Annotated in this window: 22 protein-coding genes and 8 tRNA genes; 8 read left to right on the top strand and 22 right to left on the bottom strand. The window is 39.6% G+C overall.

The annotated features are described in order from the left end of the window. Nucleotides 1–2: 2 nt before the first annotated feature. The 13 genes from DWW10_RS14315 to DWW10_RS14365 all read right to left on the bottom strand — a co-directional run bounded on the left by DWW10_RS14315 (nucleotide 3) and on the right by DWW10_RS14365 (nucleotide 3,947). Nucleotides 3–326 carry a hypothetical protein gene (locus DWW10_RS14315; RefSeq protein ID WP_004326777.1) on the bottom strand — a complete coding sequence of 108 codons (324 nt, stop codon included), beginning with the start codon at nucleotides 324–326 and terminating at the stop codon, nucleotides 3–5. A 2-nt stretch (nucleotides 327–328) separates the two neighbouring features. Then, nucleotides 329–703, bottom strand: coding sequence for a hypothetical protein (locus DWW10_RS14320; RefSeq protein ID WP_005794411.1), 375 nt, complete (start codon nucleotides 701–703; stop codon nucleotides 329–331). Nucleotides 704–722: 19 nt separating this feature from the next. Continuing rightward, nucleotides 723–1,916, bottom strand: coding sequence for a major capsid protein (locus DWW10_RS14325; RefSeq protein ID WP_005794414.1), 1,194 nt, complete (start codon nucleotides 1,914–1,916; stop codon nucleotides 723–725). A 37-nt stretch (nucleotides 1,917–1,953) separates the two neighbouring features. Continuing rightward, nucleotides 1,954–2,361: a hypothetical protein gene (locus DWW10_RS14330; RefSeq protein ID WP_004327383.1), complete on the bottom strand. Its 408-nt coding sequence runs from the start codon at nucleotides 2,359–2,361 to the stop codon at nucleotides 1,954–1,956. A 27-nt stretch (nucleotides 2,362–2,388) separates the two neighbouring features. Next, nucleotides 2,389–3,012: a hypothetical protein gene (locus DWW10_RS14335; protein ID WP_005794419.1), complete on the bottom strand. Its 624-nt coding sequence runs from the start codon at nucleotides 3,010–3,012 to the stop codon at nucleotides 2,389–2,391. 93 nt (nucleotides 3,013–3,105) lie between these two features. Further along, a tRNA-Tyr gene (locus DWW10_RS14340) sits at nucleotides 3,106–3,187 on the bottom strand. A 6-nt stretch (nucleotides 3,188–3,193) separates the two neighbouring features. Continuing rightward, nucleotides 3,194–3,278: transfer RNA gene (locus DWW10_RS26065), tRNA-Ser, on the bottom strand. A gap of 73 nt (nucleotides 3,279–3,351) precedes the next feature. After that, nucleotides 3,352–3,423: transfer RNA gene (locus tag DWW10_RS14345), tRNA-Glu, on the bottom strand. A gap of 5 nt (nucleotides 3,424–3,428) precedes the next feature. Next, a tRNA-Gln gene (locus tag DWW10_RS14350) sits at nucleotides 3,429–3,499 on the bottom strand. 5 nt (nucleotides 3,500–3,504) lie between these two features. Continuing rightward, a tRNA-Trp gene (locus tag DWW10_RS14355) sits at nucleotides 3,505–3,577 on the bottom strand. A 7-nt stretch (nucleotides 3,578–3,584) separates the two neighbouring features. Beyond that, a tRNA-Asn gene (locus DWW10_RS14360) sits at nucleotides 3,585–3,657 on the bottom strand. A gap of 79 nt (nucleotides 3,658–3,736) precedes the next feature. Continuing rightward, a tRNA-Phe gene (locus tag DWW10_RS26070) sits at nucleotides 3,737–3,809 on the bottom strand. A 65-nt stretch (nucleotides 3,810–3,874) separates the two neighbouring features. Then, nucleotides 3,875–3,947, bottom strand: a tRNA-Met gene (locus DWW10_RS14365). 348 nt (nucleotides 3,948–4,295) lie between these two features. Here DWW10_RS14365 and DWW10_RS14375 point away from each other — a divergent pair. Both DWW10_RS14375 and DWW10_RS14380 read left to right on the top strand, forming a co-directional pair. After that, entirely contained in the window at nucleotides 4,296–5,930 is a 1,635-nt protein-coding gene (locus tag DWW10_RS14375) for a terminase large subunit domain-containing protein (RefSeq protein ID WP_117928582.1), read from the top strand. Next, a complete protein-coding gene (locus tag DWW10_RS14380) occupies nucleotides 5,927–7,423 on the top strand; it encodes a phage portal protein (protein WP_117928581.1) in 1,497 nt (498 codons plus the stop codon). Before DWW10_RS14375 ends, DWW10_RS14380 begins: the two co-directional genes overlap by 4 nt. 198 nt (nucleotides 7,424–7,621) lie before the next feature. Here DWW10_RS14380 and DWW10_RS14385 read toward each other — a convergent pair whose 3' ends face one another. The 9 genes from DWW10_RS14385 to DWW10_RS14430 form a co-directional block, all read right to left on the bottom strand. Continuing rightward, complete coding sequence (locus DWW10_RS14385; protein WP_005794429.1) at nucleotides 7,622–7,876, bottom strand: hypothetical protein; 255 nt, start codon at nucleotides 7,874–7,876, stop codon at nucleotides 7,622–7,624. Nucleotides 7,877–7,905: 29 nt separating this feature from the next. Then, nucleotides 7,906–8,694 (bottom strand): hypothetical protein, encoded by a 789-nt coding sequence (locus DWW10_RS14390; protein ID WP_005794430.1) that lies wholly within the window; start codon nucleotides 8,692–8,694, stop codon nucleotides 7,906–7,908. After that, nucleotides 8,678–9,085: a hypothetical protein gene (locus DWW10_RS14395; RefSeq protein ID WP_005794432.1), complete on the bottom strand. Its 408-nt coding sequence runs from the start codon at nucleotides 9,083–9,085 to the stop codon at nucleotides 8,678–8,680. The genes DWW10_RS14390 and DWW10_RS14395 overlap by 17 nt, the downstream gene beginning before the upstream one ends. Continuing rightward, nucleotides 9,082–9,459 (bottom strand): hypothetical protein, encoded by a 378-nt coding sequence (locus DWW10_RS14400; RefSeq protein ID WP_005794434.1) that lies wholly within the window; start codon nucleotides 9,457–9,459, stop codon nucleotides 9,082–9,084. Before DWW10_RS14400 ends, DWW10_RS14395 begins: the two co-directional genes overlap by 4 nt. 5 nt (nucleotides 9,460–9,464) lie before the next feature. Then, nucleotides 9,465–9,686, bottom strand: coding sequence for a hypothetical protein (locus DWW10_RS14405; protein WP_032535098.1), 222 nt, complete (start codon nucleotides 9,684–9,686; stop codon nucleotides 9,465–9,467). Between the two features lie 2 nt (nucleotides 9,687–9,688). Then, nucleotides 9,689–9,871 (bottom strand): hypothetical protein, encoded by a 183-nt coding sequence (locus DWW10_RS14410; protein ID WP_005794436.1) that lies wholly within the window; start codon nucleotides 9,869–9,871, stop codon nucleotides 9,689–9,691. 1 nt (nucleotide 9,872) lies between these two features. After that, on the bottom strand, nucleotides 9,873–11,510 hold the full coding sequence (locus DWW10_RS14415) for a DNA primase family protein (protein WP_182021411.1): 1,638 nt from the start codon (nucleotides 11,508–11,510) through the stop codon (nucleotides 9,873–9,875). A gap of 7 nt (nucleotides 11,511–11,517) precedes the next feature. After that, on the bottom strand, nucleotides 11,518–11,781 hold the full coding sequence (locus DWW10_RS14420) for a hypothetical protein (RefSeq protein WP_005794441.1): 264 nt from the start codon (nucleotides 11,779–11,781) through the stop codon (nucleotides 11,518–11,520). Nucleotides 11,782–12,540: 759 nt separating this feature from the next. Beyond that, complete coding sequence (locus tag DWW10_RS14430; protein WP_004327397.1) at nucleotides 12,541–13,107, bottom strand: hypothetical protein; 567 nt, start codon at nucleotides 13,105–13,107, stop codon at nucleotides 12,541–12,543. Nucleotides 13,108–13,481: 374 nt separating this feature from the next. On the opposite strand from DWW10_RS14430, the gene DWW10_RS14435 reads away from it, so the two are divergent. The 6 genes from DWW10_RS14435 to DWW10_RS14460 all read left to right on the top strand — a co-directional run bounded on the left by DWW10_RS14435 (nucleotide 13,482) and on the right by DWW10_RS14460 (nucleotide 17,699). Continuing rightward, nucleotides 13,482–13,721, top strand: coding sequence for a hypothetical protein (locus DWW10_RS14435; protein WP_004327398.1), 240 nt, complete (start codon nucleotides 13,482–13,484; stop codon nucleotides 13,719–13,721). Between the two features lie 139 nt (nucleotides 13,722–13,860). Next, the gene (locus DWW10_RS14440; RefSeq protein ID WP_004327399.1) at nucleotides 13,861–14,142 is read left to right on the top strand and encodes a hypothetical protein; all 282 of its coding nucleotides are present in this window, start codon (nucleotides 13,861–13,863) and stop codon (nucleotides 14,140–14,142) included. 79 nt (nucleotides 14,143–14,221) lie between these two features. Further along, nucleotides 14,222–15,115, top strand: a complete 894-nt coding sequence (locus DWW10_RS14445) for a hypothetical protein (protein ID WP_117928599.1) — start codon at nucleotides 14,222–14,224, stop codon at nucleotides 15,113–15,115. Between the two features lie 2 nt (nucleotides 15,116–15,117). Further along, nucleotides 15,118–15,330: a hypothetical protein gene (locus DWW10_RS14450; RefSeq protein WP_005794446.1), complete on the top strand. Its 213-nt coding sequence runs from the start codon at nucleotides 15,118–15,120 to the stop codon at nucleotides 15,328–15,330. Between the two features lie 345 nt (nucleotides 15,331–15,675). Further along, nucleotides 15,676–15,834 carry a hypothetical protein gene (locus DWW10_RS26260; RefSeq protein ID WP_007846560.1) on the top strand — a complete coding sequence of 53 codons (159 nt, stop codon included), beginning with the start codon at nucleotides 15,676–15,678 and terminating at the stop codon, nucleotides 15,832–15,834. Between the two features lie 146 nt (nucleotides 15,835–15,980). Beyond that, a complete protein-coding gene (locus tag DWW10_RS14460) occupies nucleotides 15,981–17,699 on the top strand; it encodes a hypothetical protein (RefSeq protein WP_117928580.1) in 1,719 nt (572 codons plus the stop codon). Nucleotides 17,700–17,827 lie beyond the last annotated feature (128 nt).

Consider the following 17,827-nt stretch of genomic DNA (forward strand, 5'->3'; position numbering starts at 1 on the left):
CGTTAATTTTTTGCAAGATTGAAATACACAGTTGTTCCCAAATTTCCGGCATAGCTATCAGTAACCATACATTGAGTGAAAGTGCCTTGTCTGTCCGTGACATCTATCAGATCACCGGCCAATATTCCTTCAACAATTCCGGGAAGGCTCAACAGATAATCGCTCTTTATCACATTATCGGTTTTGAATGTCCGCAAATTTGTACTACCTTCCTTTCGGCATATACCTTCATACAAGATCACCTTCTCACCATCACTGAAAGAATCCTCACCTATAATTCGGTAAACAGTACATTTGTGCGGATGCCGTGGATTATTTACTTTCATACTCAAAAATTGACTATTCTGATTTTAGTGCCCTTTACAACTTCTTCATCCCATTTCTCATACAGTTCTTTCGCCATTTCACGGAGTTGCCGCTTGTCGTATGCACTGGTCTGCCAACCACCTTCCTTATGCTTCCATCCCCCGTCACTGTCTTCGGTATCATTCTTACTGCTTGGAGTGCTTGCACACCACATGTAAATATCGGCAGTGGCAAGATCAAGCTGCCTTTCGGTCAGTTCACTTACCATTGTTCCAAAAGCGATTTTCCGCTTGACAAGAACCCTTTTGAGGGCGTTGTCCGCTATTTCATAAGCAGTTGCGCCACTCAAAAAGTCCTCAATGGTCATATCTTCCGTATGAGAAAGTTCCTCATTCATTCTTGCATGAATTTAAGAATTACACAGTTACAGTAGAGATGAACATATACTGTGGCATTCTCGGCACACACATTTGGGCGGCTTCACTTTCAATATAGATTGAATGTGTTTCAGGATTGGCTCTCTGTGTCAGTTTCAAGCGTCCACCGTCATAAGAAGCAACCTTGTTTGCCTCATATCCCAAAGTCAAAGGCTCCACACCTTGAATAGTACCGATCTGACCTACTGGTATAAAGGCAATATTGGTGGCCTTGAAGTTCTCCACTTGTTCAGTGATAAGATCAGGTTGTCCGTCCGCATCCTTACCGGGCTTGTCAACAAAAGCATAGCTGTCACGTGGCACGATTTCATCCACCTTAACCAGTTTCTTGAAAATGGCTTTCAGGCGGTCTTCATCTTCATTCTGTGCATTGGCAATAACCGTACTATCATCCGTCACAGTCGGATAGAGGGAATGGCCGATACGTTTAAGAACCGTGGTATGAGTCATTAAATCATCCCATAAGTCCTGCGCCAGCTCCATCCTGATCTTGCCCAAATAATGATATTTGCGGCGAATCTCTTTCACTCTGTTCTTTACATCCATAATCGGATCAGAGGCAGAGCCTTGATTTGCCGGAATATGTTCATCCTTAGTCCACCAGCGGCTTGTGCCGGCCAATACTTGATAATGGTTTTCAGGGATATTAAAGTCAATAGTGATACCCTTCAAACCACGTGGGTTGTTATCAGTATCAATAGTGAACTTACCCGTGGAAACAATTCTCATTCGCTGGTGAGTAAGCGCATTGTAGTACGATCCGATAAGACCGTCAGCACTTTCATCAAGCAAGCCCAAGAACACATTCTGCATCTCTTCCGTCAATGCGGACATGCCTACCCGTTGCAACAGCTGCAATTGTTGTCTCACAGTCACACGGTTCAAACGGTAGAACTTCTTTTGAGTCGGGATATTACCCGTCCTTCCTTCGAGTTCTCCCAATGCAGCTTCATAACCCGGACTTTCCGGATCAACGTAAGCTGGCAGCGTTTTCACGCCGAGGCTCGTAATAAGCTGGGAGAAAGTATAATCCAACTTGGTTGCTTCAAATTCAAAACCATCAATTTGAAGTAGGTCATACTTCTCCTTGTAACGGTCAATAAATTCTTGCCAAGTGTCCCCACCAAGCCCATACTCGATAACCTTGTACAAATCAATAGGAAGTGTATTCATACAATTGTCGTATTTTAAATGTTGTTTTCAAATTCTTTTACTGCACCCATACAATTTGAGGAAGTGTAGTAATCTTTTGCAGGATAGCGACCACTTCTTCGTCAAACATGTACTGATAAATCTCTCCGGCATAGACTACTGTCCCACTGGCCTTTGTGTTGCCACTGGCTACAAGAATATCTTCTTGCAAATAACCATTAATGCCAAGAGTGGTAATATCTGATTCAGCCGCCTTGATCTGTGCATCCGTATAAGCGGTGAATGTCTTACCTGAAAGATCAAACTTCACAGCTGTACCGGCAGGAATCTTGCCAACCGCAACCCAATCGGAAATGTTGCTCACCATACCACCGCCCGGATAACGGTGACGGATTTCACGCCACACTTTACGGGCATGTCCGTATTTCACGGTGTTCACATCAAACGTGTTACCCATTGTTCCCATACATTTATTGTTTTAGAGTTAATAATTTCAATTCTTCTTCCAGCCTTCCTTCTTGCCTTTACGTTCAAAGTATCTGCTGGCTGCATTGTGTTGTGTTCCACCTGAACCGTCAGAAGTTCTTGGGGCGGTGCCATAACCCCTGCACGCCTTATATTCTGCATCATATTTCGGCAGAAATTCAGTAACCAGTTCATCCACAGTTTTCTTGGTATCGAAAGTTACCCCTTGTAAGGTCTTGCTCAACACATAATCATCATTCGCTTGTTTGGCCTTCATTGCAGCCGTAACCTTCTTCAACAAATCAGCTTGAACCTTTTTGCTGTCTTCCGCGTCTAAACGTGCTTCCAGTTCTTTCAGTTTCTTCTCCAGTTCATCATCGTTTTTCGGTGGTACCGGTGGAGTTGGAGGTGTCGGGGGAGTCGGTTGGGGCTTATAGTTTTTCTTAAAGTCCTCAACTCTGGTTGCGACATCATGGTTGTACTGTCCTTGCATCCCTTTCAGAAAATTCACAGCCTTGTTCCAATAAGCCTCGTCAGGCTCCGAACCTTCGGCTATGGGATTAAGTTCTACATACGTCTGTAATGTCTGCGGTGAAAAACTGGTTTCTCCAAGTTTCTCACTTAATGTGGATAAGATTTTTTCTTGTTCCATCGTGTTTATTTTGTGTTTATGTTGAATAAAAAAAGAGTCAGACAATGCTTTTTGCATCAATCTGACTCTTTGGTCTTATTTTCCATTTAATAGTGGGCAGTATTGGACTCGAACCAATGAAGACGAAAGCCAATAGATTTACAGTCTATCCCGTTTGCCACTTCGGTAACTACCCGTTTTGCGGAAGCAGAAGGATTCAAACCTCCGAAGCCTTTCAGCTTGCCTCTTTAGCAAAGAGGTGGTATCGTTCACTCACCCATACTTCCAATATGCGACCTACAAGATGTCTCGGTGAAACCACCGCATTTCCCTTGTATTTCGGACGTTATTCATTCTGTGTAGCGTATCAGAGAATCGAACTCTGGTTTCCACCGTGAAAAGGTGACGACCTAACCGTTAGTCGAATACGCCATTTGTTGAGATACAAGGATTTGAACCTTGAATAGCAGAACCAAAATCTGCTGTGTTGCCATTACACCATATCTCAATATGCGCGAAGAGAAGGACTCGAACCCCCGACAATCAGGTTTGGAATCTGACGTTCTTCCAACTGAACTATCTCCGCTTCATTGCGCCCGGTGATAGAATCGAACTACCGACCTTTACATTAACAGTGTATTGCTCTACCAATTGAGCTAACCGGACAATATACCTATACTCACCTAACCTGCGATACCCCATTTCAGCGTACCTGTGGGAATTGAACCACACCGTATAGGTTTTGTGGAAAGAGATGAAATCGAATCACCTTAACCGGATTTTCAGTCCGGCGCATACACCACGTCTGCCATCTTTCCATATTCTCCCTTTATCCCCATACGCCACATCGAAGGGAGAAACAATGCGGCAACTCCAACTATTGTTGCGGAGATTCGACTCGAACGAATGACCTTTGGGCTATGATCCCAACGAGCTACCAGCTGCTCCACTCCGCGATATTATCCTGAAAACTACTTTGTACCCACAATATCCACATTTATGTAGTTCTTGCATCTACGACACTTCACTCTCAATATAACAACACCATTGACATAGCTTATATCAGTTAGTTTCTGACCGCATATCGGACATAAAACTATCTTGTTGTATATTTCCCTTTGATCTGCATCTTTATCCGCACTAATTTTTATCATACTCCATGTTTTCGTTGCAAATATATGTACTGGATTTCTTTTCTCAAAACATTTTTGATATTATTTTCTATTAAAATGTAGAAAATAATACTCTTTATGCGTATTTTTGTACTGCAATATTAGAATCAGAGCTTATAGGCCGGTCTCCACATGTGTAATGTGAGGATCGGTTTTCTTTTTATGGAGAAATATAGTGGAATAAAAACGGTTAATGCCAGTTTGGTGCTTGATTATGAATATATCCAAATGTTAAGGGACGCGGATAGGAAAATTCCTAATCCGAATAAGATAATCGCACAAGGTGGAGGGCAGGAAAACATGCTCTCCACCCCGGCTGATATTACCATCTGTGGGGGATGCCGTGGAGGAAGTAAAACTTTTACTCTTCTTATGGAAACATTGAAAGATATAAAAAATAAAAACTTCCGTTCTGTGCTTCTCCGGCATGAGATAGACGATCTCTCTGATATGGTAGAAACATCATCCACCTTATATGATGATTTTGGGGAATACAACAAGTCCAAAAACGACATGCGCTGGAATTTCTATAAAGGTGGATTTTTAAAATTCAGCTATCATGCTGACACACTTGACGATTTCAAAAAGCGTTTTCAAGGTAAACAGTTCGCATATATAGGTGTGGATGAAATAACCCACATGGAATATCTCAAATTCAAATACCTTATCACTTGTAACCGTAACGCCTTTCATATCCGTAACCGCTTTATCGGAACATGTAACCCTGATCCTGACAGCTGGGTTGCAAAATTCATTGACTGGTGGATCGGAGAAGATGGTCTTCCAATCCCGGAACGTGATGGCAGAGTCCGGTATTGTTTTATGGACGGGGACAATGTTTCAGGTATATATTGGGGAGATACCCGTGAGGAAGTATATGAGCAATGCAAGGATATTATACACGCCTACTGGAAGCCGGAGTATGAGCAATATGGCACACCACAAGAACTGTTTATCAAGTCGGTTACTTTTATTGAAGCAAAACTTTCCGATAATGTAAAACTGATGTCTTCTGATCCGACCTATTTGGCTAACCTTGTCAACCAGTCAGACGAACAACGCGCACGCGATCTTGACGGTAACTGGAAATACAAAGCTGCCGGAGATGATATAATAAAGCTGACTCACATGGAAGCCTTATACCGCAATTCCATGCAGATAGGTGATGGAATACGCCGGGTATCATGTGATGCGGCATTTGAGGGTGGCGACAGTCTTGTCATGTGGCTGTGGGAAGGATGGCATATAAGAGACATATTTGTTTGCAAACTTGACAGCAAGAAAACAGTCGATACCGTAAAAGCGATGCTGGAAGAATGGCATGTAAGAGAAGAATGCTTCACCTATGACCTTAACGGACTCGGACAAATATTCAAAGGCTTTTTCCCGAATGCAATCCCATTCAACAACAAAGAAGCCGTGGAAGAGAAATTCAAATACATCTATGCGAATTTAAAATCACAAGCGGCATATCTGTTCGCACAAAAAATTATCAACCGGGAGGTTTCTATTGAACCGACTCTTCTTGAACGCAAGTTCTCCGGCAAAGGGTTTGAAAAAGTTCCTCTTAGACAGATTCTCGACAAGGAAAGGAAAGCGATACGAAAGGATGAAGACAGTGAAGAGAAAGGCTGGACTATTATCAAGAAGATCATAATGAAAAAATTAGTGGGCCATTCTCCCGACTTCATAGAAGCATTGCTTATGCGAATGATTTTTGAAATTAAACATAAACGCAAACACATAAAAGGTTTAGGATTAATATGATAGCAGAGATTCTTACAAAAAAGCCTTTTGCAAGGGTTACTCCCGAAGGTTACTTGCAAGGCAGGATTACGAGCGATTTAAGAAACGCATCGTTCACAAACAATAGTGATAGGCTGACATGGCAGCTCATTTCGCAGGCTGATTTTATCCGTGAGTTTTATCCTTCAGGGCACAAGATCAATTCGGAATTGTTTTACCCGGATAGACTGAAATATGACGAAGAAAAGAAACGGTTCTTCCGAGAAAAAGTGTTCCGTGCCTCTTTTCCCTTTCAGATGATAATCACCATTCAACAGCTTGTACATCTATGTGGCAATGACATTCATCATGAGCTGACCGATACCAAAGTCGATGAAAGTTCACGGGAAATATTTCTCGAATTTCAAAAAGGGTGGCTGGATAAGAATATGGAGATTGCATTTTACGAATATGCCAAAAGTGTAAAAATAACGGGAGATGCAGCAATCGTATTTTATATGAATGAAGGCAAGGTGTTCACCAAGAATCTCTCCTATTTTGATGGTGACACTCTTTATCCTCACTACGACTCCATAACCGGTCAAATGACACTGTTTGCCCGGCGATACAGCGACTATGACGAAGAGGGAAAGGAACTCATTTCTTGGGTGGAAGTGTGGGACAATAAAAAAATGTACCGTTACCGTCAGGATAAAAGGGGAATAGTCGGAGCAATAAACAAAGTGAAACAGTATTTCGGTATTGAAGGATATACATTAGTGGAAGAACGCGATCATGGATTTGCCGAATGTCCGGTTGTATATTATCGGGACAAACACGGTGCCTGCTGGAGCTTTTCACAAGATAATATCGACAAGTACGAACTGGCTATTTCCCATTTGTGTCAAAACAATATGGCATACGCATTTCCGATCATGTTACTTAAAGGTGAAGATGTTGAGATTCAGGGAGATATGTATGGTGCGGTAAAAGCTATCACTATGGGGAAGGATGATGATGCAGGCTTTATGAATCGTCCCGAAGCATCGCAATCATTTGAACTTCAAATTAATACATTACTTAAAATGATTTTTATGGGGAGTTTTGTTGTCATGCCTCCCGAAGTAAAGTCAGGAGATTTGCCGGGTGTTGCTATCAAGCTGATCTATTCACCATCTTTGGAAAAAGCCATGATTGACTGCAAGGAATTTGACGAATCAATAGACAAAATGAAACAGCTGTTCCTGCACGGATATGGAACAGAAAAAGGCCAACTTACCAAATTCCTCAATTTGAAAATCTTTTCGTGGGCAGTTCCATACGTCCACCAAAATGCAGCCGAATTGGTATCGAACTTGGTACAATTAGTCGGTGCCGGTATTTTATCAAAAGAAACCGGCTCGGAAGAATCCGGTTATGGGAAAAACAATGAATGGGATCGTATCATGCGTGAATATAAGGAACAGCAACAAGCTGACTTGCTATATCAACTGAAAATCAAGAAAAATGAAAGTAAAGAGGGTAATGCAAAATGATCTGTACCAAAACGCGGAGCGCGAAAGCAATCTCGTACTCCGCGCTCCGAATCCAATGTAACTATACATCGGAAAAAGCCGCCTCTGCCTACATAAAATAGACAGAGGCTTTACTTTTTCAACAACTTGGTTGATAAGCTTGTGTTATAACAAGTCAACTTCTACATTGCAAATGTAATGAATGAATTGAATATGACACTACTTTCGATACAATTTTTTATTATAAGGCTTTCGAGGATATTTCCGGTTAAGCTTCTTTTGCAGATCATCATTGATACTTTCATTCAGAAGGATTTTAGAGTTTAGCACCCGGACTTCTCCAGTAAGTTCCATAATAGTTTTGGATTGTGTCGCATTTTGTTTTGAAAGTTCAACATTGGCAATAGCCAGTTTGCTGCATTCTGATGCAAGATGATTGAGTTTCTTTGTGCTGATTAATGATAATCCAAACATAATATTCTGATATTTAGTATGTTAAATAATTATATTGCTGATACGGGAACGGCAAAGCATTTACAATGACCGTGATACGGTGGTAATTTGTCCCATTCCACATGAAATCCGACTTCATCGTCACAAATGTTACAAGGATAGGAGCTGCCACGCATGACAAAGAACCCTACGGCTCCACAGGCTTTAGCCTGCAATTCCCAATGCTTCATCCAACCCTCTGCCACAGCATACTCCGTCAAATCTGACAGTGCAGTCCAAGAGCTTACAGTACGTCCTACTCCAAAAGACTCCTGAACACCGAGTCTTGAAATAATCGGATAACCCTTTGAAATAGCTCTCTGTACATGCTCATTAAGCAATGGCGTTTTTACCGACTGCCTGATAGATGAAAGTAGTTTGTCTTTGGAAAGGTTCAGTAGTAATCCAGCGGCAATGGCCGTTTCAACCTCCTTTGAAAACCGGTCAACATATTCTCTTGCGCGTTGCGTGAAGGTTTTGCCGTATGATTCTCGCGTTATACATGTTATGATTGCATCCTTATTATCCTCATGTGTCGCTACTGCCAAAGTATAAGTATAGTCTTCAATTATTTCAAGAAGGGATAAAATAATGGCATCCACTTCCTCCTGCAACTGTCTGTTTGCTGAAAAACGGAATAGTTCAGGGCTGATCTTGTACCGGTATGAAATATCTATAATTTGCTTTGCCGCCTCGATCATTACAATTTGAAGATTGGTACGCATGGATAGCTCCGCATCCAGACGTTGACGGAGGTATTCTTTGGCCTCTTCAATTTCCTTATCAGTCGGTACCCTCATTTTTATGTTCCTCCTTAATACCTTCCTTGATACTATTCATGTTTCTCTCTTCTTCCAGTATCTTGGCATCATCTTCCGGTGATACTGGTTGCTGCAAGCCTCGTAGCCGTTCGGTAAGATCAGAATAGCTTTTAAAAAACTCTTCCATAAACTTAACGTCAGGGGTTGCATTACTAATAAGGAAACATACTTTGATCCATGTTTCCAAATATTCACGAAGTTCCTTATTGTTGGTTAACTCCCGAATCCGGGAAAACATTCCGTTATCATCCCGAAAACGCATACTCCAAAAACCTGACACTGCCTTAATACTGATCCAGTCATGTTCACTACCATTATCCCTCGTAACAATAAAGTTACCTACCTGAATACCATTTGTTTTTTTGCTCATAATCCTATTTTTAATTTACGTTCAAATCTATCTCCAAGATTAAAAAAGTATTCCTTACCGTAAGAGTTTATACGTTCTTCATCCGATGATACTTTATTCATTTCATAAATCAAGCAACTATACCTATCATCATCAGGAAGAAGCCCTTTGCACTCTTCTCTGATATAAATATGATGCTTCCCATTTACCCAATAAAATTCAGAGAGAAATCCACCAAGAAGCATTTCAATCATTTTTTGGTGCCTGACAGACAATTCTCCTTGCACTGCTATATCCATTACAATGCTCTTACCTTCTATTGTCTTCAATTCACATGAATAGTTCAAGGCCCGAAGAATAGACATCAGCTCAACACTTAACTCTATGTGATTCATATTTTTCATACTTTTACTATTTCAAATTCATCTGCATGTTCCTTGCCAATCCAATCCCGTTTCTGATTTTCAGTTGCGCTTTCGTAGATTCTTCCTCGCTTAGACAAATGCCTTTTCCTAAAAATACCTTCTTCTCCAAGTTTGTCATAATCTCTTCTTGAAGGGGATAATCCCTTTGCCCTGCAAAAGAACAATCCCGTTTCCTTGTGTCTAAATTTTACTGCCATGCTTATTCCTCCCATGGATTTTCGTCTTCTTCCTCAACGTAAATCCGTTTTAATTTGTCTGATACTTCTTCAAGCTCACGCTTCATTTGATTTACATGAAATCCAGCTGGCATAGGGATTTCCAATGCTCCCCGTAGGTTATCTATTTTTTCAATAACCTCTGCAAATTCATCCGGTGCGATCATACTATTTGGTTCTTATTTTTAATTGTTTGATAATCTTCTCCACAGCGTCCAAGTCAAAAACAGTTGTTCTCTTCTCCATGTGGTACGTCCCCTCCAGTTTCTTCTCCCGGAACAAACGCTGGACTTGATAAATGCTCAATGACAAGCAGGCCGCAAGCCCTTCATGGGTATAAGCGTATCGTTTGCCATCTTGATAAACCGGTTTAGCGATCCTTTGCTTATAGTTACCCCGTAGGTCTTCCCGTTTCTCATAATAGAGTTTTTCCGTCAAGGCTGTTCCATACAAACCATACACCTGACCATTCGGGGTTCTTTTTTTACGATAACCGGCTTCCGAAAGAATACGTCCGAATACTGTCACATTCTCTTCTTTGGCATTATTGTCCCTACACCATTTGCAATATTTCCGGTACAGAATGGCCGAAGACATCCATTTGGGTTCAATATCGGCAATTTCCTCATAGCGGCACAGATAGTTCATTTGATACATGAACTTCATTACGGTACTACTTTCCGACTGATATTCATCCATGACATTTTCAAGCTCCTTACTGTCTGTCAACTTATAACCATTGGCGATAAAACGGTCACGTCCTTCCAATATCCAATTGAATATAGCTGGGTATTCGGCCTCCAAATCCCGTGACAGTTCTTTTTTCTGCCGGGCTTTGGGTATCTCCACCTCAAAGGGAATAATGCAAATACGCCGCCTCATTCCATAGCTCCAGTCTTTCAAATACGGCATTTGGTTGGCATTTGCCATAAGCAGAGGAATATTGTAAGCAGTGAAGTTATCGCCATAGATAGGCCGGGCTTCGGTAGGTTCACCACTGATAAGGCTCTTCAACGTGTCACTATCCTTACCAAACTCTAACGCTTGTATTTCAGAACAGTAGTTCAACCGCTTGCCATTAATGAAAGCGATATTTTTTTTTCTCTCATTTCCAGTAATCAATGCACCTATGCCGAAATTGCTGACATTCTCCCGGCCAAGTATGCCCATGATCGTTTCAAAGACTACACTTTTGCCATTGGAGCCGGAGCCACGAAGAACAAGCATAGTTTCCATTTTCGCCACACGCCGGTCAACAAAAATACTTCCAAGAAACTCCTGCAAAACTTTTTGCATGTTTTTGTCCGGCAAAACTTCATCCAGGAACATTCTCCAAAGAAAGACATGCTCTTCCGGCTTGTAGTCATAGGGAACACATGTAGTCTGTACCCAACGGCGGTTGAAAGAATGTGCACGGCGAGCATTCATATCAAGCACACAGTTATTGAACACCACAATGGCATTATCGGGCTTCAAGGCTTTTCCTGCCACCACACGCTTACAGACTTTCAGTACACCCTCCACACGGGAATAATCACCATTGGGCATTTTGCATTTACGCATCAAGTCATATATCAGATTGCCAAAATCATCCCATGCCATCTCTTCATATATCCGGCCACTGAAATAGTAAGGCGTACCATTGAACTTACAAATCGAAGATCGTATAATGGCTGCACGCATCAAGTCCTGCACAGCGTCAACACGCGCTGCACTTTTGGACTCTTGTAAGGCGGCATCCAGTTTCTCGCCTTTCATAAGCCCGAAGACCTCATTTAACAACTTCCTATACTTTCCCTTCTCCATGTACAATCTATGAATTTGAATACCCGGCACGGGTTAAGGCCTCAACCATATATACTGACAGATTATTTATAGCAACATCTCCTGAATATCCAAATCGCCACAAATCAGTACGCCAGTCCTCTAAAGATGTGTCACAAGGTATATGATATTTTTGCATAATATCTCGCATCACCGCACAATCTTCATATCTTTCCTCTTCCTGCGCTTTTCTGAACACAGAAACAAAAACGTATCGCCCATAATCAAACAATATAGACTCAAACTTATTCATACCACCGTTTTTATACCCGAAAACAAAGCATTTCTACTGTTTTTATGCTATTTTTCAAGTGTTTTATGCCACAAATATAGCTTATTTTCTACATAATTACCATATAAATACTATTATTTTCTACTTAAAATATAGAATAAACACGCTTTTTTGAAGTCTTTTTGCCATGTTTTTATTCGTTGCATCATTGAAGACCAATAATCGCAAAATATTGATAAACAAAGGATAACTACTCTATTTCAATAGGAAATACAGATGGAACATTCTCTCTGATATGTATGGTTTATGTAGGGTTTTAAAGGCAACTATACATATATAACATATTGAAATACAAATCAATGGAAAAATAGTGCATAGTATGTATAGTTTTTTATGCAAACCATATTATATATATTTTTTTCCCATACGCAATTTACATATAAACTATACATACTATACATTAAATTTCCATTGACCTAATAATGAATGATTTACACATGTATAGTTATGAAGTAAACTATACATATACTATACATTTTCAGAAGTAAAACTATACATCGGACATTCACTTTTGTAATTTATCATTGGAAAAGCCTTAAAAACATCCATTATTGGCTCCAAAAAAGAAAAAAAAATAAAAATCTTGACCGGGATTGAAACATGCTTGGTGTCTTGGGTAGCCGGGGGGGGTGCCCTCCCTGCTTTCATTATCCAGTTGACCAGCAAAGAAGGAGAAAAGCCGCGCTTTGCCTTGATTCTCTTTATATTATACCTATAATATTAAATATTATCCGGCTTTTCCGCTCCTTCTGCTTTCCGCTTTGCTCGATCAGCTATAAAAAGGCTGCATCTATAACACTGCAAAGGTAGATAATAATGTACTGTTTCCTCTTCTTCCGTGTTTTCGTCCTTCTTCATTTGCTGAAGATCGGCTATTTTCATTAATACATCCGCGCGATCTTTGCCCCTTAAATAAGGTAGGGTTTGTTCGAGGCCTGATAAAACAGCGTCTTTATCTCGGTATTGTACAACATTCCCGGCTTTTTCTTCCTCTTCTGTTTCTGTGTTTTTCTTTTTCTTCTTGCTTTTGGGGCTATCATTGTCAGGAAGGAAGGCGGCGCGGTTATCTTCAAAAGACCGTATTAGTTTATTAATGCCGGGTTTATCCTTTGCAAGTTGGGCGGCTCCGCGTTGCGCCGTTTCTATTTTGGTTGATCGTGGTCTAAATATAGTTGCGTATGCTTCGCCACGACTGGCGCCGGATGCTACAAGCATACAAAAGAAAACATCATCCGGGGTTAATTGATAAATTTGCTGTAAATCTGTTACGCGCTTACTATACACCATATAAAACGATATAAAAGGGTTTATTATATTGGCGTCTCGCGCTCTGTAACTTGCTACAAAGTTAAACAAAGGCTATAAATAAAGCAAATAAGCGTATTTAAACACCTATTTTCTATAAATATTTCCTTACTTCTTAAATACTTTATATTTATCATCATATTATTTATTAATTTATTGATAATCAATATATTATATCAATATTAATAAATGTAAAAACGGAGCATTTTCTTAAAAATAAAAGTACATTTTGTTTTGTATTACAAATATTATTCGTATCTTTGTAATACAGAAAAGGAGATAAAAGACCGGATCACCTTCCACAAATTCCGCTTTTACTTCTTCTTGGTTGAGTGTTTAATTTAAAATATAAGATCATGGAAGTATTACTAAACTTACAAAACAAAAATGTAACGCTAAACGCCGTACATGTAGCCCCAGAGGGCACAAACTGTTGCAACCGTTTGAAGGTTCATTTTGATGTGTTTCAAGAAACGGCGAAAAAAGCCGCTATTATAAGACTATCAACGGCAAATAGTTTTGAACTGATTCACTATCAAGATAAACATATAGCGTTATTAATTCCTTTTGATCGCATTCAAAAGATTTCATATTAATAAAAAACCGGGTCGAGTTTGGCGACTCTTCCCGGCCTCCCTTTAAACTTTGCGTTTATCGGATCACCTTCCACAGTGATAACGCAAAGTTAAGGGAAAAACAAAGACAAACCAAGTTTCACCCTTTAAATTTTGCGTTATGAACACAGATTTATTAATTATCTATATTCGCAATTCTCGCGATATTTACGCGCTTACTGAATGGCTGCAAAATGCACTCTTGAAAAAAGTAAACCGCGGTTTAACTCCTTCCGTTGAATATCTTGCAAACTGTTCTACTATGAAAAAGATCGTCCGGATGGCGGCTAAAATGCTTTCCGATCAGGATCATAAGACCGCAACCAAGCAAGAAAAAGAACAAGCGGCAAGAGAACACGCGGCCTATATTATCGGATGCGTGGAATATCTTTCTAAATTCTAATAATAACTATTTTTCCGGGGTTGTCATGGCTCCGGGTTACTTCTTACTTTTCATTATTCACCCTTTAAAACTTTGTATTATGACTACTACAAATAGACTTTGTTACACAGTATCAAAAAGATATATTCAAGCCGGGACAACCTTTGAAATCAATGTTAAAATATTACTGGCTGATGATTGCAAAAATAATATATGCGATTGGAGTATAACGGCGGATATTTACGAACAACGCAAAAACGGGCGTTTCGTTTGGTGTGCTGGTGGTTGCTGCCATGAAGAAATACTAAAGCGTTTCCCACAGTTTAAAATGTTCGTTGATCTTCATTTGTCTAATCATTACGGCGCGCCAATGTACCCAGTTGAAAACGGGTTTTATCATATTACAAACAGCAGCAAAGAAACTGCAATTAACTATTTGCGTATTACAGAAACGGAGTATAATTTACTTTATCAGGCAGAAGATAAACAATACTTTAAATACCTTCTTTATATGCTTGGTATCGTTGAACGCTGGAAAAGAGAATCTAACGAGGCTATAAAAAAGCTGGAAGAGTTAACCGGGCAAATATGGGAAAACCCATATAAGCCGGAAAATGAACGTTTTACTTTGAAATTAACGGATGAAGAACGTACAACTATAACTAACAGAATAAACGAGGGTTATTATCGTCCTGAAGCTGTACAAGCGCGAAAAGACGAAGAAAAGCGCAAAGCATACGAGAAAAAACGCGCTGAAATAATTAACGATTGCAAAAAGAAACAACAAAAGGCCGAAAATGAAAAGCGAGTTATGCTGGCCGTTCTTGATGCCGGGTTATCAGTTTGTAATGTGATATATTACGATCATAGTAACGAGCTTGTTTTTAATTGGAAAGACTACGAAACAAAAGTAACGGAGAACGATTTTAATAAATTCGTTTCCAGTGTTAACCGTTCTTTGTTGCCTGCTGGCATAACTTTTAAAATGAAATAGCCATGGCAAAATATACGATAACCAATCAAAAAGAGTTACGCCGATCTTTTTGGGTGTTCTGCAAAGAGTTCGGAGGCGAATTTGAAAGAGAAGCCAACAAAAAGAAACATTCTTTTAAACTGGATTTTAATATAGCTTTCGGAGAATATAAAGACGGACTTTGTAAAGATGGCATTATATCGCAAAGTTTATACGAACGTGCAACACTTTATTAATAATAAGCTATGTTTTGTTTAATGCTGCTTTTATTCGGTGCCGTGGTGTTCATCTCCGGCACCGATCCCAAGAAATTAAAAGACTTCATAAATAAAAATGATCAATCAGACAAATTTTAAATTTATGGAGAAAAAGATATTATATCATATTGGATTATACGGATTTAGAAAACTTATAGTTTATGTAATAAAGGATAACGGGGATAATACATCTATTGTTAGCCTTAACAAAGACGGTTCATTTCCTAAACACGTTTGGAAATGTAATTTGCATAACATAAACGAATAATACAAATATTCCACCGCGCCGGACGGTTTTCCGGCATTCCTTTAAACTTTTATATTATGACTACTTATATAATAGAATCCCCAAACGGAGAAACGCACAAATTAGAAGTATTCCGTACCGCAACCGGATTTAGTGTTTATGTTGATGGCTCAAATATATGTGAGAGTATAACGGAGGAAGATTTTTTGCAAGAGCTTGAAAACCCTACTTTCTAACATGGTAGGCGTAATTATTTGGCTAATAGTAGTTTTATTAATCTGCTTTAGCGTGTTTGGCGGTCTTTGGCTGCTTCCTATTTACTTGCTTTTTTGCCTTGCTTTAGGCTTTTACTTTGGTGTAAAATATCTAACTATTTAATGTTATGAATGAAAAAGAATTTAACGGTCTCATTTTGGCCGAATTGGTTAAAATAGCAAACGACGTTTTTACAAATGAAATAGAAATAGCTCCCGGCACCTATACCGCCGCGGAGCTTGCAAAACTGAAAGATGCCAACGGGAACGAGATAAATATAAAATATCTTTGCGTTGATGCCAAACTAAATATAACGGATTTTAGGACTGTACAAATAAACAGCTTTAAATGTTCCTTTCCAGTGGATCAGGTTTTTAATCTTGTTTGGCAATTTGAAAAGCTGATAAGCACCAAACAAGCCAATAAAACAAGGTTTACCAAAATAGAAGAGCGCGAAAATATTGTTTGCTCCTTTGATATGTGGATTATAAAGGAACATCTAAATATCACTAAATTAGTAACAAAAGATCCTTTAAGACCGGCATTTAATTATATTTATCTTGATCCTTACAAATCGGCTTTAGTTGCTTCTGACGGGCGTACATTAAAAGAATACCCCGTAATTATTGAAACATCCGGGCTTTTACCTGACGGTCTAAAATTATTTATCAATCCCAAACATTTAAAAGAAATGGTTGGCCGGTGTTCTGTTTGTGTTTGTAATCAGGACGGCGGCAATATTACAGAAATAACCAACGACAAGAAACAAACCTTTGTTTGTGATTTTGCCGGATATTTCCCTAATTACCGGCTTGTGTACCCCCATCTTTCAAAAGACGGATTTATAAAGATTCAGAAAAGCGAATTAAAAGCGGTTGCCGGTTTTGTAAAAGAAATAGCCAAACGAAACAAAAAAAGCGGTTTTTCACTTCGTACTATTGCCGGAGATAATAAAGTTTATTTATCTTATAATGATGCAGACAGTAACGGACACAAAGAACTTTGTGCAACATTGGAAAAAGCCGCTTTAATTGATATAAAGTTAGGTTTCTTTGCATCAAACGTTATCCCCTTGCTTTCCGGCTGGACTGGTGGCGTGTGGCTGGTTGCACCTGATCGGGCGGCGGTCTTTGATGATAAGACGGCGCGTATAGGTGTGGTTATGCCTGCATTTATAAATGATTCTATTTGCCCGAACTTAAAATGTAATATAAAGGCTTTAGATCGCGCCAAAGCTCCGATCATCCCGGAAAAAGAACCGGTAAGAGAACCGGGAACACATTTACCGGCCTTATATGTGGATGCACAAACGAAAACACCGGCGTTTGTCTTTGCTTTGGTAGCTCTGATAGATTTTATTTCCCGTTGGTTTTATCAGGATCAAATAAACAAAGCATTACAGAGGCTAACAATGTTAACCGAACTATCCGGCATTTCTTTGCCTGAACTATTAACCGAACCAGTAAGCGAAGAAACAAACGCAAATGTACCCGAACCAATAACAGAGGATGAACCAGTACGCGCATACACACCCGAACTATTGTATATTGATCGGCCTTTGGTTTTCCCGGTGCCTATCTTCATACATAAACATGAACGAACTATCAGCCGAATCGTTGTGCCCGAACTATTGAATCACCAATGTATAGCGTTACTGTTTGTTTCCATGATGTTACCCGAACTGTTACGGCGATATGTTTGGGGAACAATCCGACCAAAGACAAATACAGATGGACTATTTCGGAGTGATTTCAGACGTTTTCACACCAAAGGCAACCATCGAATCAGAGACGGAACAAAAGAAGCAAACAAGCCCGAATTACAACCATTTCAAACGAATTATTAAACACATCAATGAACCATCATGGAAGAGAATAAACAAACCAAAAGAAGTTATCGCCGAAACAAACCGGTTACGAAAAGTAAGGTCTATGCTATTAGACTGGATATTGATTTGGTTGATTTTGTCAGAGA

This window comes from Bacteroides intestinalis (assembly GCF_003464595.1).
Lineage (GTDB): Bacteria > Bacteroidota > Bacteroidia > Bacteroidales > Bacteroidaceae > Bacteroides > Bacteroides intestinalis_A.